Annotated in this window: 14 protein-coding genes; 8 read left to right on the top strand and 6 right to left on the bottom strand. The window is 61.2% G+C overall.

Going from position 1 to position 15,330, the window contains the following annotated elements:
- Positions 1-38 precede the first annotated feature (38 nt).
- Complete coding sequence (gene grpE / locus AC3WQN_RS17310; protein ID WP_095081668.1) at positions 39-605, bottom strand: nucleotide exchange factor GrpE; 567 nt, start codon at positions 603-605, stop codon at positions 39-41.
- A 251-nt stretch (positions 606-856) separates the two neighbouring features.
- Between grpE and recN the strand changes: the two genes are divergently transcribed.
- Complete coding sequence (recN, locus tag AC3WQN_RS17315) at positions 857-2,530, top strand: DNA repair protein RecN (protein WP_103401037.1); 1,674 nt, start codon at positions 857-859, stop codon at positions 2,528-2,530.
- Positions 2,531-2,603: 73 nt separating this feature from the next.
- Here recN and fur read toward each other — a convergent pair whose 3' ends face one another.
- Entirely contained in the window at positions 2,604-3,008 is a 405-nt protein-coding gene (gene fur / locus AC3WQN_RS17320) for a ferric iron uptake transcriptional regulator (RefSeq protein WP_095081672.1), read from the bottom strand.
- 97 nt (positions 3,009-3,105) lie between these two features.
- Here fur and AC3WQN_RS17325 point away from each other — a divergent pair, with 97 nt between their 5' ends.
- Entirely contained in the window at positions 3,106-3,630 is a 525-nt protein-coding gene (locus tag AC3WQN_RS17325; protein WP_095148452.1) for an outer membrane protein assembly factor BamE, read from the top strand.
- Between the two features lie 59 nt (positions 3,631-3,689).
- On the opposite strand, the gene AC3WQN_RS17330 is transcribed toward AC3WQN_RS17325, so the two are convergent.
- The 3 genes from AC3WQN_RS17330 to AC3WQN_RS17340 are packed head-to-tail and all read right to left on the bottom strand — an operon-like array spanning position 3,690 to position 5,842.
- Positions 3,690-4,004, bottom strand: coding sequence for an RnfH family protein (locus AC3WQN_RS17330; protein ID WP_103401036.1), 315 nt, complete (start codon positions 4,002-4,004; stop codon positions 3,690-3,692).
- On the bottom strand, positions 3,997-4,431 hold the full coding sequence (locus tag AC3WQN_RS17335) for a type II toxin-antitoxin system RatA family toxin (RefSeq protein ID WP_103401035.1): 435 nt from the start codon (positions 4,429-4,431) through the stop codon (positions 3,997-3,999). Before AC3WQN_RS17335 ends, AC3WQN_RS17330 begins: the two co-directional genes overlap by 8 nt.
- Before the next feature lie 7 nt (positions 4,432-4,438).
- Positions 4,439-5,842 carry a sodium-dependent transporter gene (locus AC3WQN_RS17340; protein ID WP_103401034.1) on the bottom strand — a complete coding sequence of 468 codons (1,404 nt, stop codon included), beginning with the start codon at positions 5,840-5,842 and terminating at the stop codon, positions 4,439-4,441.
- A gap of 118 nt (positions 5,843-5,960) precedes the next feature.
- On the opposite strand from AC3WQN_RS17340, the gene smpB reads away from it, so the two are divergent.
- Complete coding sequence (gene smpB / locus AC3WQN_RS17345; protein ID WP_095081682.1) at positions 5,961-6,443, top strand: SsrA-binding protein SmpB; 483 nt, start codon at positions 5,961-5,963, stop codon at positions 6,441-6,443.
- A 143-nt stretch (positions 6,444-6,586) separates the two neighbouring features.
- Here smpB and AC3WQN_RS17350 read toward each other — a convergent pair whose 3' ends face one another.
- Positions 6,587-7,354: an FCD domain-containing protein gene (locus tag AC3WQN_RS17350; RefSeq protein ID WP_095145074.1), complete on the bottom strand. Its 768-nt coding sequence runs from the start codon at positions 7,352-7,354 to the stop codon at positions 6,587-6,589.
- 261 nt (positions 7,355-7,615) lie between these two features.
- Here AC3WQN_RS17350 and AC3WQN_RS17355 point away from each other — a divergent pair, with 261 nt between their 5' ends.
- The 5 genes from AC3WQN_RS17355 to AC3WQN_RS17375 all read left to right on the top strand — a co-directional run bounded on the left by AC3WQN_RS17355 (position 7,616) and on the right by AC3WQN_RS17375 (position 15,210).
- Complete coding sequence (locus AC3WQN_RS17355) at positions 7,616-9,310, top strand: lactate permease LctP family transporter (RefSeq protein ID WP_095081686.1); 1,695 nt, start codon at positions 7,616-7,618, stop codon at positions 9,308-9,310.
- A gap of 146 nt (positions 9,311-9,456) precedes the next feature.
- On the top strand, positions 9,457-10,281 hold the full coding sequence (locus AC3WQN_RS17360) for a (Fe-S)-binding protein (protein ID WP_103401033.1): 825 nt from the start codon (positions 9,457-9,459) through the stop codon (positions 10,279-10,281).
- Positions 10,278-11,735: a LutB/LldF family L-lactate oxidation iron-sulfur protein gene (locus tag AC3WQN_RS17365; protein WP_103401032.1), complete on the top strand. Its 1,458-nt coding sequence runs from the start codon at positions 10,278-10,280 to the stop codon at positions 11,733-11,735. Before AC3WQN_RS17360 ends, AC3WQN_RS17365 begins: the two co-directional genes overlap by 4 nt.
- The gene (locus AC3WQN_RS17370; protein ID WP_103401031.1) at positions 11,732-12,403 is read left to right on the top strand and encodes a LutC/YkgG family protein; all 672 of its coding nucleotides are present in this window, start codon (positions 11,732-11,734) and stop codon (positions 12,401-12,403) included. The genes AC3WQN_RS17365 and AC3WQN_RS17370 overlap by 4 nt, the downstream gene beginning before the upstream one ends.
- Complete coding sequence (locus AC3WQN_RS17375) at positions 12,400-15,210, top strand: FAD-binding and (Fe-S)-binding domain-containing protein (protein WP_103401030.1); 2,811 nt, start codon at positions 12,400-12,402, stop codon at positions 15,208-15,210. The genes AC3WQN_RS17370 and AC3WQN_RS17375 overlap by 4 nt, the downstream gene beginning before the upstream one ends.
- Positions 15,211-15,330 lie beyond the last annotated feature (120 nt).

Genomic DNA, 15,330 nt, shown 5'->3' on the forward strand with positions numbered 1-15,330 from the left:
AAACGCTTGACTTATAAATGGGGGCCTTGCGGCGGATTTCAAGCCTGCTCGTCAATCGACGGCGCAACCGGCGCCGGGGCCTTGCTGACCACGACCATGGCCGGGCGCAACAGGCGACCGTTGAGCACGTAACCCTTCTGGAACACCTTCAGCACGCTGTTGGGTTCCATATCGGCGCTTTCCTGCATGGCCATCGCCTGATGGTGCTCGGCGTTGAACGGCTCACCCTCAGGATCGACCGCTTCCAGGTGATAACGCTTCAGGGTGTCCTGGAACATTTTCAGGGTCAGCTCGATCCCTTCGCGCATCGGGCGAATGCTTTCGTCATCCGGGTTGGACAGTTCGAGGCCGCGCTCCAGGCTGTCGATGATCGGCAGCAGGTCGCCAGCGAACTTTTCCAGCGCAAACTTGTGAGCCTTCTCTACATCCTGCTCGGCGCGACGGCGGACGTTCTGCAGATCAGCCGCAACACGCAAAGCCTGATCCTGAGCGCCGGCCAGTTGCTCTTCGAGCACTTGCACACGAGCCACCAGGTCTTCACCCGATGTTTCGGGAGCCTGATTGGCGTCTAGATTTTGCGTATCCAGCGTCTGTTCGTCAGCCATAGATTTCTCCTTTCAAAATCGTGCGCGAACTCGACTCGCGCTTCTGCCCCGGTATATGGGGTCGCAATTTTCAGGTTCAAGGGCCTGCCTTGCACCAAGCAGCATTCCCCGCACAAAAACCGCCGACGAGTCATTACACCGGGTTTTAAAAAAATCCCGACACCAAGCAAATCGAGCTAAACACGGGCATTGTCAGGCACAAATAAAACACTGTATAAATAACCAGACTTTTTAGCCTGGGAGCGGCCTCTATGCTGGTGCACCTGTCCGTACATAACTACGCCATCGTTGAACACCTCGACCTGGAACTGGATCGCGGGATGAGCGTGATCACCGGGGAAACCGGCGCCGGCAAGTCGATCATGCTCGACGCCCTGGGCCTCACCCTGGGTGATCGCGCCGACAGCGGCGTGGTACGCCCAGGCGCGGACAAGGCGGACATCCTGGCCACCTTCGACCTGGCCGATATTCCGGAAGCCAGCGCCTGGCTGGCCGAGCGCGACCTCGACACCGACAGTCCGTGCATCCTGCGCCGGGTGATCACCGCAGAAGGTCGCTCGCGCGGCTACATCAACGGCAGCCCCTGCCCCCTTGGCGACCTCAAGGCCCTCGGCGAACTGCTGATCGATATTCACAGCCAGCACGAACACCAGTCGCTGCTGAAAACCGACACCCACCGCCGACTGCTGGACGAGTACGCGGGGGCGACGGACCTTGCCCGCCAGGTGCAGCTTGCGGCCCAGCGCTGGCGCCAGACCCGACAGGAGCTGGAGCGGCTCTCCAACTCCGGCGACGAGCAGCGCGCCCGCCACCAACTGCTCAGTTATCAACTCGAAGAGCTGGAAAACCTTGGCCTGGGCGAGAACGAACTGGAGCAGCTTGAGCTAGAGCATAAAAACCTGACCAATGCCGAAACCCTGCTCGGCATTTGTCGACAGGTGGTCGAGCAGTGCAGCGAGAGTGATTCGGGCAATGTATTGAACGCCCTGACGGCCAGTCTCAACCGCCTGACCAGCGTGAACAATTCGGTGGGCGCATTGGGCGAAGCCACCAACCTGCTCACCAGCGCACAAATCCAGGTAGAAGAGGCGGTCGGCGAACTGAACCGCTTCCTCGACAACTTCGATGCCGACCCGGCGCGCCTCCAGCAACTCGAAGAGCGACTGGACACCATCTACACCCTGGCGCGCAAACATCGAATCCAGCCCACCGAAGTCGCCGAACTTGCGCAGCGACTGATGGACGAGATCGAGACCCTCAATGCCAACGACGAGTCCATCGAGCGCCTGAGCGAAGAGTTGGGGGCCTACGCCCGGCACTATCACGAAAAGGCCCGGGAACTGAGCGATCTGCGCCATCAGGCCTCGAGCAGCCTGGCCCATGCCGTTGAACAGGAAATCCAGCGCCTGGGCATGCCGGGTGGCCGCTTCACCATCGAACTACGGCCCAATACCAGCACCGAACTGCTGCCCAACGGCCTGGAACAGGTCGAACTGCTGGTCAGCGCCAACCCCGGGCAACCCCTCAAGGCCCTGGCCAAGGTAGCCTCGGGCGGTGAGCTGTCGCGCATCAGCCTGGCCATCCAGGTGATCACGGCGCAAACATCACGCATACCGACACTGGTGTTCGACGAAGTTGACGTGGGCATTGGCGGCCCTACCGCGGAAATTGTCGGCCAACTCCTGCGCCGCCTCGGGGACCGCGGGCAAGTCCTGACCGTCACCCACCTGCCGCAAGTAGCCTCGCAAGGGCATCAGCACCTGTTTGTCCACAAGGTTCGCGGCGACGACGCCACGCACACCGCTGTGTCCAGGCTGAGCAAGAACGAGCGAATCGAAGAAGTGGCCCGGATGCTGGGCGGCATCGACCTGACCAAGGAATCCCTGGCTCACGCCAAAAAAATGGTCGTGACCGCCAAGAACTAACCCGCCAGACAGCACGAAGGCGACCCTTGGGTCGCCTTCGTTCGTTTCGCAGGCCAGAACCTGCGCGACATGCTTACTTTTTAGTGCGTACGTACAACACCAAGTTGTGATCCACCAAATCGAAGCCGTGCTTCTCGACGATCGCCTTCTGAAGCTTTTCGATTTCTTCGTCGAAGAATTCGATCACTTCACCGGACTCCACGTTGACCATATGGTCGTGGTGGCCGCCATCCGCCAGCTCGAAGACCGCGTGGCCGCCGTCGAAATTGTGACGGACCACAAGACCAGCGGCTTCGAATTGGGTCAGTACACGGTAAACCGTGGCCAAACCGACATCTTCACCAGCTTCCATCAGTGCCTTGTAGACATCTTCGGCACTCATGTGACGCTGCTCGGTGGAGTCAAGCATTTGCAGAATCTTGACCCGTGGCAGGGTCACTTTGAGGCCTGCTTTGCGTAGTTCGCTATTTTCAACCATGGTCAGCTTTCTCGCGATGCTGCTTCGCAGCTTCTCTTAATGCGGGTATGATCGGCGTTTACGTTGTCCCAGCCAAGATAGTGGAAGTCGCCCACCGATGCAAAACACCAAGCTCTTGCTAACCAGTTTCACCTTCGTGGGACTGCTCGCACTCGCCGGTTGTTCATTCCCCGGGGTTTACAAAATCGACATCCAGCAGGGCAATGTCGTCACGCAGGACATGATAGACCAGTTACGCCCGGGAATGACCCGTCGGCAAGTACGGTTTATCATGGGCAACCCTCTGCTGACCGACACGTTCCATGCCGATCGCTGGGATTACCTGTACAGCTTGCAGCCTGGCGGCGGTGAACGCCAACAGGAACGCGTCAGCGTTATCTTCAACTCGAACGATCAACTGGTCAGCCTGTCGGGCGATTTCATGCCGGGCGTAAGCCGTGACGAGGCCTTGATGGGCAAGGACAGCGGCACTACCGTGGCCGCCCCTGTTGAAAACGTCGAACAGCCAAAGCCTGAGAAACCGGTCAAGCCGGGATCGCTGCTGGATCAGATCCAGAAGGACGTAGACGGTGTAGAAACCGTTCCAGTCCCGACGCCAGAACCCCTGGACACCACGCAGTAATTCAGCGCACAAGAAAAAGCCCGGCATGTCCGGGCTTTTTCTTGCCTGTCACCAAGTATCTACTTTTCCTGTGCCCGAGCCTGCGCCGCCTTCGCGGCACGCAGTCGACGCACCTCCTTCGGATCAGCCAGCAACGGCCGGTAGATCTCGAGCCGGTCCCCCGCCTGAACCTGCTGGCTATCAGGATTCGCAACGACCTTGCCAAAGATCCCGACAGGGCAATTCGCCAGATCCAGTTCGGGGAACTGTTCGGCGATCCCTGACTGCAACAGGGTCACCCGCACGGTCGTACCCGACGCAACCCAGGTGGTGAGCAGCACCTGGCGGTCGACAGCGGCATACACCACTTCGACGCTGATCAAGGACTCAGCCATGCAGTTGCTTGGCCCGCTGACAGAACGCATCGACCAAGGTGTTGGCCGCCTGATTGAACAACGGCCCCAGGGTGGCCCGAACAATCGGCCCGGCATAGTCAAAGGTCAGGTCCAGACTGATCTTGCACGCCTTCTCGCCCAGCGGCTTGAACACCCAGACGCCATGCAACTGGGTAAACGGCCCTTCTTCGAGATTCATCTCGATCGAATGCCCCGGCACCAGCGTATTGCGTGTCACGAAGTGCTGGCTCAACCCGCCCTTGGCCACCCCCACGCTGGCGCGCATGTGCTCGGCAGAGCTTTCGATGACCTTGGCGTCGGAGCACCAGGGCAGGAACTCCGGATAACGCGCCACGTCGTTGACCAGGTCATACAGCGCCTGTGCCGGATACGGCAACAGGGCCGAACGTTGAATATGAGTCGTCATGTCAGCGTCACTTCCACAGCTGGGCGGCAAATACGATAAGAATGCCGATGGGCGCTACATAGCGCATCAAGAACAAGGTCAGCGCGAACAAGGCTGGACTGCGGATCGACAATTCGTCGCGTACCGCACCCCGGCCCATCACCCAACCGGCGAACACCACAAAGCACAAACCACCGAGCGGCAACATGATCCGCGAGGTGAAGAAATCGATGACACCAAAGAAGTCCAGGCCGCCTTGCGCGCCCCACTGGTAGAGGTGGAACCCGCCGCCTTCGCTCACGAAAAACTTGGCCTGCTTCCAGATATTGAAGGAAAACACGGTACCCAGGCCAACAAACCAGCAACTGAAGGCCAGCCAGAAGGTGACCCAGCCCCGACGGACCTTGGTCCGCTCAACCAGATAGGCCACCATCGGCTCCAGCAAGGAAATGGCCGAACTCCAGGCCGCAATGGCCACCAGCACGAAGAACACCACCCCCATGACCTGACCGAACGCCACGTTGCCAAAGGCAAATGGCAGGCTGACGAACATCAGCCCTGGTCCTTCGCTCGGGTTCAAACCGCCCGCAAACACAATCGGAAACAACGCCAGCCCTGCCAGCAGCGAGACAAAGGTATCCAGCAAGGCGACACCGACAACAGTGCCGGAGATCGACGAATGCTTGGGCATGTAGGCGCCATAGATCATGATCGACCCGACACCCACGCTCAGGGAAAAGAACGCATGCCCCATGGCGGGCAACAAACCGTCCAGCACCTTCGAGGCATCGAAGTCGAACATGAAATGCACGCCTTCCATGAAGTGCCCGGTGGTCATGCTGTAGCCCAGCAGCACCAGCAGCATCACGAACAGCAGCGGCATCATGATCCGCAAGCTGCGCTCAAGCCCCGCCACCACCCCCTTGGCGATGATCGCGGCCGATAGCAGCATGAACAGCGTGTGCCACAGCGTCAGGCGCCAGGGGTCGGAAATCACTCCGGCAAAGTAGGCGCCGACCTGATCGGCCGTCACCCCCTGGAAATCACCACGCCCCATGCTGATGATGTAGTCGAACGACCAACCACCCACCACACTGTAGAAAGACAGGATCAGCAACGCCGTGATCATCCCGGCGAACGCGCCCCAGGACCACTTCGCCGAGTGCCCCGCCTCAAGCGCCAGCACCTTCAAGGCATTGGCCGGACTTTGGCGGGCGCGACGGCCGATCAGGGTTTCGGCCAGCATCACCGGTATGCCGATCAGCGCAATGCACGCCAGAAACACCAGCACGAACGCGCCGCCGCCATAGACGCCGACCATGTAAGGGAATTTCCAGATACTACCCAGCCCCACGGCTGAACCGGTCGCAGCGAGTATGAAAACCCAACGGCTAGCCCAACTGCCGTGGACTGAAACCTTGTCTGACGACATTGTTGACACGCCCAACCGATCAAAAAAGAGGGCGCATTGTCCGGGATTCACTCAATGCGCTCAAGCATGCAGGTTCACCGTAGCCGACTCGCGTGCAACTCCCTATAATGCCGCCCCTATGGCTAAACAGAAGAAACACCCCACAGGGACCATCGCGCAGAATAAAAAAGCGCGACACGACTACTTCATCGAACAGCGGTTCGAGGCTGGCATGGTCCTGGCCGGCTGGGAAGTAAAGAGTCTGCGTGCAGGCAAGGCACAACTGGTCGACAGTTATGTGCTGCTCAAGGATGGCGAGGCCTGGCTGCTCGGCAGTCATATCACTCCGCTGACCACCGCCAGCACCCACGTCATTGCCGACCCGACACGTTCGCGCAAACTGCTACTCAACCAGCGCGAGCTGGAGAAGCTGTTTGCCGCCGTGCAGCAGAAGGGTTACGCCTGCGTCTGCACGTCGTTGTACTGGAGCAAGCACTTGATCAAGTGCGAGATCGCTCTGGGCAAGGGCAAGAAGGAGTACGACAAGCGTGATACCGAGCGCGAGCGCGACTCCAACCGCGAGTTGCAACGCGCGGTGCGCAACAAGGGCAAGGAAGACTAGCTCTCCTCCCCGGCGCGACTTTGTGGGGAGGGAGCTTGCTCCCGTCGCCAGGAGTCTTCGCGACGGTGGCGATCAAACGCAGGGCTGCTTCGCGCCCCAGCGGGAGCAAGCTCCCTCGCCACAGTCGCTTCTGCCGACCCAATCTACATCCCCTTGCGCCGTTCGGCCCGGGCCACGCGTTGCACTTCCTGACGCACTTCTTCGAGCACTTCCTGCACATACAGAATGTGCCGGCTGGAGACTTCCCGCGCCTGTTCCGCCCGCCCCTCGATAATCGCCTGATACAGGTCCCGGTGCTGGCCGATCAGCATGTCACGGGTTTCCGTGCGCTGCTTGTACATGCCGCCAATGTTCGTCACCACGTTGCGCTTGAGCAGATCGAACAGCCCGCGAATGGTATGCAGCAACACCGCGTTATGACTGGCCTCGGCAATCGCCAGGTGGAACTGCGCATCCGCCGCGCCCTCTTCCGCACGGCTCACCTCTTCATGGCGCGCATAACAGTCCTGTAACCGCTCAAATGCCGCCGTCAATCGCTCGCGATCGACCTCCGTCGCCCGCAGCGCCGCGTAGTAGGCGCATGAGGCCTCCAGGGTATGACGAAATTCCAGCAAGTCGCGCTGGGCATCGGGATTGCTCTCCAGCAGATGCAACAGCGGATCGCTGAAGGTCGAGCCAAGGGATTCAACCACGTAATTGCCGCCGCCCTGGCGGCTGACCAGCAAGCCCTTGGCCGTCAGCTTCTGGATGGCCTCGCGCAATGAAGGGCGCGAAACACCGAATTGCTCGGCCAGGGCGCGCTCTGCCGGAAGCCGCTCACCGGACTTCAGCGTGCCCTCCAGGATCATTCCCTCAAGCTGCTCGACAATATCGTCAGACAAACGGCGCTGACGAATCTGATCAAACCCCATAACTCACTCTCCACGATCCCGACGGTTCGCCGGGCTCTCTATTCTGGCCTATTGACGCGGTGCCAGCACCTACCAGAACGCCCTTGATCGAGCAGATCAGATCAGCCCTGCTGCGCTCATTCGACAAAAGTTTTAGGGCGGCAAATTGACACACCGCCCACAAGGCTTTTAACCTAGCCCACAGCGATTGTAAATTGGTCTTACCAATTAACCAAGAACGCTGATCAGTGCCTGACCAACAACAATTAGGGGCCACCCCATATGCAAACCTGGCAACAGCTCTACAGCCCGCTCGGCAGCCTCGGCTTGTCCGCGCTCGCGGCCGTTATCCCCATCGTGTTTTTCTTCCTGGCTCTGGCCGTGTTCCGCCTCAAAGGACACGTGGCCGGGAGCATCACCCTGGCCTTGTCGATTCTGGTGGCGATCCTTGCCTTCCAGATGCCGGTCGACATGGCCTTCGCCGCGGCGGGCTATGGATTTGCCTACGGACTGTGGCCGATTGCCTGGATCATCGTGGCAGCGGTGTTTCTCTACAAACTGACGGTCAAGAGTGGCCAGTTCGAGGTAATCCGCAGCTCGGTGCTGTCAATTACTGACGACCAGCGCTTGCAAGTGCTACTGATCGGCTTTTGCTTCGGTGCGTTCCTGGAAGGTGCCGCCGGGTTCGGCGCGCCGGTCGCCATCACCGCCGCCCTGCTGGTGGGCCTTGGGTTCAACCCGCTGTATGCGGCGGGCCTGTGCCTGATCGCCAACACCGCGCCGGTGGCCTTCGGCGCCCTGGGGATCCCGATCATCGTCGCCGGCCAGGTCACGGGCATCGACGCGTTCAAGATCGGCGCCATGACCGGCCGCCAGCTGCCGTTGCTGTCGCTGTTCGTGCCCTTCTGGCTGGTGTTCATGATGGACGGTCTGCGTGGCGTGCGTGAAACCTGGCCTGCGGCGCTGGTCGCCGGCCTGAGCTTTGCCATCACTCAGTACTTCACCTCGAACTTCATCGGTCCGGAACTGCCGGACATCACCTCGGCCTTGGCGAGCCTGGTTTCCCTGACCCTGTTCCTCAAAGTCTGGCAGCCAAAACGTACGGCGGGCGCGCAGATCGCCGGTGCAACCTCGAGCGTAGCGGTCACTGCCAGCGTCGGCGGTTTTGGCCAGAAGCGCACCACCGTTGCCTCGCCGTACAGCCTGGGTGAAATCATCAAGGCCTGGTCGCCGTTCCTGATCCTCACCGTACTGGTCACCATCTGGACCCTGAAACCGTTCAAGGCGATGTTTGCCGCAGGCGGTTCGATGTACGGCTGGGTGTTCAACTTCGCCATCCCGCACCTGGATCAAATGGTGATCAAGGTCGCCCCTATCGTGACGGCTCCGACCGCCATTCCGGCCGTGTTCAAGCTGGACCCGATTTCGGCGACCGGCACAGCGATTTTCTTCTCCGCACTGATTTCGATGTGGGTCCTGAAGATCCACCTCAAAACTGGTCTGACCACTTTGAAGGAAACCTTCGTTGAACTGCGCTGGCCGATTCTGTCGATCGGCATGGTGCTGGCGTTCGCCTTCGTCACCAACTACTCGGGCATGTCGTCGACCATGGCCCTGGTATTGGCGGGCACCGGTGCGGCCTTCCCGTTCTTCTCGCCGTTCCTCGGCTGGCTGGGCGTGTTCCTGACAGGCTCGGACACGTCGTCCAACGCCCTGTTCAGTTCGCTGCAAGCCACCACCGCGCACCAGATCGGCGTCAACGACACCCTGCTGGTGGCGGCCAATACCAGCGGTGGCGTAACCGGTAAAATGATCTCGCCGCAATCGATCGCCGTGGCCTGCGCCGCGACCGGCCTGGTGGGCAAGGAATCGGACCTGTTCCGCTTCACCCTCAAGCACAGCCTATTCTTTGCAACCATTGTCGGCCTGATCACCCTGGCCCAGGCCTACTGGTTCACCGGCATGCTGGTGCACTAAGCACTACAGGTAATACGGAAAAAACCGACGCCGGGCCTTGAACCCGGCGTCTGCGACTCACAACCCGGTCTGCAAGGTTGCTGAAAGCTTTGCGCTTTACAGTCAGCAGCCTCAGCGGACGGATAACCGGCCGAGAGACACGCCTGATGAGCGAGCTTTTTTACAACGCTGTGCCGAACGCGACCCGTGTCGCCCCGCCACTGCCAGAACCGCGCCAGTACCCCAGCGTAAAACCGCAGCGGGTCTACCTGTTCGGCACCTGTGTGGTCGACCTGTTTTATCCCGAAGCCGGGATGGACGCGATTCACCTGCTCGAACGCGAAGGCATTCGCGTGGAGTACCCGCAAGGGCAAAGCTGCTGCGGACAGCCGGCCTACACCTCGGGTTACACCGAACAGGCCCGGACCGTGGCGCGCTCGCAACTGGCGCTGTTTGCCGGGGATTATCCGGTGGTGGTGCCGTCGGGCTCCTGCGCCGGCATGCTGCGCGAACATTACGCCGACTTGTTCAAGGACGAGCCGGACACCTTGAAACAGGTCCAGGCCCTGGCGGCACGGACCTATGAACTGGCTGAATTCCTGCTCTTCGTCTGCAAGGTGCAGCTCAAGGACAGCGGCGAACCGGTCAAGGTCGCCCTGCACACCTCGTGCTCGGCACGCCGCGAGATGAACACCCACCTGCACGGCCGCGCGTTGTTGGCGCAGCTGGGCAATGTGGAACGGGTCGACCACAGCCATGAAAGCGAATGCTGTGGCTTTGGTGGGACTTTCAGCGTCCGTATGCCAGACATTTCCGGAGCGATGGTCGCTGACAAGACCCGCGCCCTGAAGGAATCCGGCGCACACCAGGTACTGAGCGCGGACTGTGGCTGTTTGATGAACATCAATGGCTCACTGGAAAAACAGCAGGAAGCGTTGCGCGGCCAACACCTGGCCAGCTTCCTCTGGCAACGTACGGGAGGTGCTGCATGAGCACTTCCACGCTGATTCCGACGGTTACCGTCGAAGAAGATTTTCGCGCCCGGGCTCACAAGGCCCTTGGCGACCAGCAACTGCGAAACAACTTTCGCAGTGCGATGGATTCACTGATGGCCAAGCGGGCAACGTCCTTCAGCGATGCCCATGAAAGAGAACACCTGCGCGCCCTGGGCAATGCCGTCCGGGCTCGCGCGCTCTCCAAGCTGCCCGACCTGCTCGAGCAACTGGAACAGAACCTGACCCGCAACGGTGTGACAGTGCACTGGGCGGAAACGGTGGACGAGGCCAATGGCATCGTCCTCTCGATCATCCGCGCTCACGAGGCGCGGCAAGTGATCAAGGGCAAATCGATGGTCAGCGAAGAGATGGAGATGAACCATGTCCTCGCTGAACAGGGCATTGAATGCCTGGAATCGGACATGGGCGAATTCATCGTCCAGCTCGACCACGAGAAGCCTTCACACATCATTATGCCGGCGATCCACAAGAACGCCGGTCAGGTCGCGTCCTTGTTCCACGACAAACTTGGCGTGGAGTACACCAAGGACGTTGACCAACTCATCCAGATCGGCCGCAAAGTCTTGCGACAGAAGTTCTTCGAGGCCGACATCGGCGTCTCCGGCGTCAACTTCGCCGTGGCCGAGACCGGCACCCTGCTGTTGGTGGAAAACGAAGGCAACGGTCGCATGTCGACCACCGTGCCGCCCGTGCACATTGCCGTCACCGGGATCGAGAAAGTCGTCGAAAACCTGCGCGATGTCGTGCCGCTGCTGTCGCTGCTGACCCGCTCGGCCCTCGGCCAGCCGATCACCACCTACGTCAACATGATCTCCGGCCCGCGCAAAGCCCATGAACTCGACGGCCCGCAAGAAGTGCACCTGGTGCTGCTGGACAACGGCCGCAGCCAGGCCTTTGCCGACAGCGAATTGCGCCAGACCCTGAACTGCATCCGCTGCGGCGCCTGCATGAACCATTGCCCGGTCTACACCCGCATCGGTGGCCACGCCTATGGCGAGGTCTATCCCGGCCCGATCGGCAAGATCATCACCCCGCACATGGTCGGCCTGGCGAAAGTCCCGGACCACCCGAGCGCGTCGTCCTTGTGCGGCGCCTGCGGTGAAGTCTGCCCGGTCAAGATTCCGATCCCGGCCCTGTTGCGGCGCCTGCGCGAAGAAAACGTCAAGGCCCCCGACAGCCCACATCAAGTCATGCGTGGCCAGGGCAGCAAGTACTCGCGCAAGGAGCGTTTCATCTGGAACGCCTGGGCCAGACTCAACAGCTCGCCGACCCTGTATCGCCTGTTCGGCTTCTTCGCCACGCGCCTGCGCGCCCTCACGCCCAATAACGTCGGCCCCTGGACGCAAAACCACAGTGCGCCAAAACCCGCCGCCCGCTCACTGCACGACATGGCCCGCGAGCATCTGGGCAAACAGGGAGATCGCCGATGAGCGCCAAGCAGAACATCCTCGCCAAGCTGCGCAACAGCCTGACCGGCACCACACCGGTGGCGGACAACTTCGACGAAGCACTGGTGACCGAGCTCTACACCTACACCGCCGAACAACGCATCCCGCAGCTGCGCAAGCTGATGGAAGCGGTGCACACCGAAATCCACCTGACGTCTGGCGAAGGCTGGCCCGAGTTGCTCGCACACTTGCTGCGCGAGCGCCAATTGCCGAGCCTGTTGATTGCTCCGGCGACACCCCACGGGCAACGTGTCGCGCAACACTGGGCGAACCATCCCGACCTGCCGACGCTAAAAGCCTACGACCGTCCGGTCGAGGAATGGAAAGCCGAGCTGTTCAACGACACCCCGGCCAGCCTGACCACTACCCTCGGTGCCATCGCCGCTACCGGCAGCCTGATCCTCTGGCCGACCCGCGAAGAACCACGTCTGATGAGCCTGGTGCCACCGGTGCATTTCGCCCTGCTCAAGGCCAGTGAAATTCGCGACAACTTCTATCAGGTACAGTGCGAGTTCAACTGGGCCCAAGGCATGCCAACCAACGCCCTGCTGGTGTCCGGCCCGTCGAAAACCGCCGACATCGAACAAGTCCTGGCCTACGGCGCCCACGGCCCGAAAGACCTGGTGGTGCTGATCCTGGAGGACCAATGACCCTACCAGCGGCTTTCCTGCGCGATGCGCAGCAACTGATCCCCCGGGAGCGGCGTTTCGACGACCCGCTCTCGACCCTGGCCTTTGGCACCGACGCCAGCTTCTATCGGCTAATTCCTAAGCTGGTGATCCGCGTCGAGTCCGAAGACGAAGTGGTTGCCCTGCTGAAACTGGCCCAGCGCGATCAGGTCCCGGTGACGTTCCGCGCGGCCGGCACCAGCCTCTCCGGGCAAGCCATCAGCGACTCGGTGTTGATCGTTCTGGGCGATAACTGGAACGGTCGGGAAATCCGTGGCCAGGGCACGCAGATCCGTCTGCAACCTGGGGTCATCGGCGCCCAGGCCAACGCCTGGCTGGCACCGTTCGGGCGCAAGATCGGCCCGGATCCGGCCTCGATCAACGCCTGCAAAATCGGCGGTATCGTCGCCAACAACGCCAGCGGCATGTGCTGCGGCACCGCGCAAAACACCTACCACACCCTGGCCGGTATTCGCCTGGTGTTGGCCGATGGCAGCCGCCTGGACACTGAAGATGCCGCCAGCGTCGCGGCCTTTCGCGACAGCCACGCCGAACTGCTGGAGCGTCTGGCGACCCTGGGCCGTGAGACCCGGGCCAATGCCACACTCGCCGCGAAGATCCGCCACAAATACCGTCTGAAAAACACCACCGGCCTGTCGCTCAATGCCCTGGTGGATTACGACGAGCCTGTGGATATCTTGAGCCACCTGCTGGTGGGCTCCGAAGGTACCCTGGGCTTTATCAGCGCAGTGACCTACGACACGGTGATCGACCACCCGAACAAAGCCTCGGCGCTGATTGTCTTCCCCGATGTGGAGACCTGCTGCAACGCGGTGACCGTGCTGAAACACCAGCCGGTGGCGGCGGTGGAGCTTCTGGACCGCCGTAGCCTGCGCTCGGTGCAGGACAAACCCGGCATGCCAGCCTTCGTCCAGCAACTGTCGGCCAACGCCTGCGCGCTGCTGATCGAGTCTCGCGCCGCGTCCTCCTCGCTGCTGCATGAGCAACTGGCGCAGATCATGTCTTCACTGGCTCCATTCCCGGTGGAGAAACAGGTCGACTTCACCGAAGACCCAGCGGAAAACGCCAGGCTCTGGGCGATTCGCAAGGACACCTTCCCCGCTGTCGGCGCGGTGCGCAAGACTGGCACCACGGTGATCATCGAAGACGTCACCTTCCCCGTGGAGCAACTGGCGATCGGCGTGAACCGCTTGATCGCGCTGTTCGACAAGCACCGCTACGACGAAGCGATCCTGTTCGGCCACGCCTTGGAAGGCAATCTGCACTTCGTCTTCACCCAAGGCTTCAACAGCCCGGAAGAAGTCGTACGGTATCAAGCGTTCATGGACGACGTGGCGCAACTGGTCGCGGTGGAGTTTGGCGGCTCGCTGAAAGCCGAACACGGCACCGGCCGCAACATGGCGCCCTTCGTCGAGCTGGAATGGGGCAGCGATGCCTATCAACTGATGTGGCAACTCAAGCGCCTGCTCGACCCCAACGGCATCCTCAACCCGGACGTGGTCCTGAGCGAGGATCCGCAGATTCACCTCAAACACCTCAAGCCCTTGCCGGCTGCCGACGAGATTGTGGACAAGTGCATCGAGTGCGGATTCTGCGAGCCGGTCTGCCCGTCCAAGGGACTGACCCTGAGCCCGCGCCAGCGCATCGTGATCTGGCGTGACATCCAGGCGAAGAAACGCGCCGGCATTGACACCTCGGAACTGGAAGCGGCCTATCAATACCAGGGCCTCGACACCTGTGCCGCCACAGGCCTGTGCGCCCAGCGCTGCCCCGTGGGCATCAACACCGGCGAACTGGTGAAAAAACTGCGCGGCCGCACCGCAACCCATCAGAAAACGGCGACCTTGCTCGAAGAAAACTTCGCCACGGTACTGCAAGGCGCCCGCCTGACCCTGCATGTGGCCAACGGTGCACGAAAGCTATTGGGCGCGCCTCGACTGGCAAAGGTCTCGGCCGCGTTGAGCAAGCTGTCCAACGGCAACATCCCCCAGTGGACCAACGCCATGCCCCAACCGGAGCGGGCCATCCGCTTCAGTCCGGCGCTCGACGATGCGCGTCCGCGCGTGGTGTACCTGGCGGCCTGCGTGTCGCGGGTCATGGGCCCGGCAGCCGCCGACACCGAGCAAATGTCGCTGCACGACAAGACCCGTGGCCTGCTGGAAAAGGCCGGCTATCAGGTGGTGTTCCCGGACAACCTGGACAGCCTCTGCTGCGGTCAGCCATTCGCCTCCAAAGGCTACGCCGAACAGGCCGAACACAAGCGCCAGGAACTGATTGGCGCCTTGCTGCACGCCAGTCGTGGCGGGCTCGATCCAATCTATTGCGACACCAGCCCCTGCACCTTGCGCCTGGTGCAAGACCTGGGTGAGACACGCCTGGACCTCTACGACCCGGTGCGCTTCATTCGCACCCATTTGATGGATCGACTGGAGTTCACGCCCCAGGAAGCCCCCATTGCCGTACACGTGACATGCAGCACCCAGCACCTGGGCGAAAGCCAGGCGTTGATCGACCTGGCCCGACGTTGCAGTAAAAACGTGGTGATCCCGGAAGGCATTCACTGCTGCGGATTTGCCGGCGACAAGGGCTTCACCACACCGGAGTTGAACGCTCACTCACTGCGCACCCTCAAGGACGCCGTGCAGTACTGCAGCGAAGGCATCTCCACCAGCCGCACCTGTGAAATCGGCCTCAGCCAGCATGGCGGGATCGACTATCACGGGCTGGTCTACCTGGTGGACCGCGTGACACAGCCGCGCTCGCGGTAAGCGATCCGCAATAAAAGAAAGGGCCGCTCGGCCTAATGCCGGCCAGTTAAGAGAAATAAAGCCGAACACGAAACCTGTGGCGAGGGAGCTTGCTCCCGCTGGGCTGCGTAGCAGCCCCAA

The sequence above is a fragment of the Pseudomonas sp. FW300-N1A1 genome (assembly GCF_058789115.1).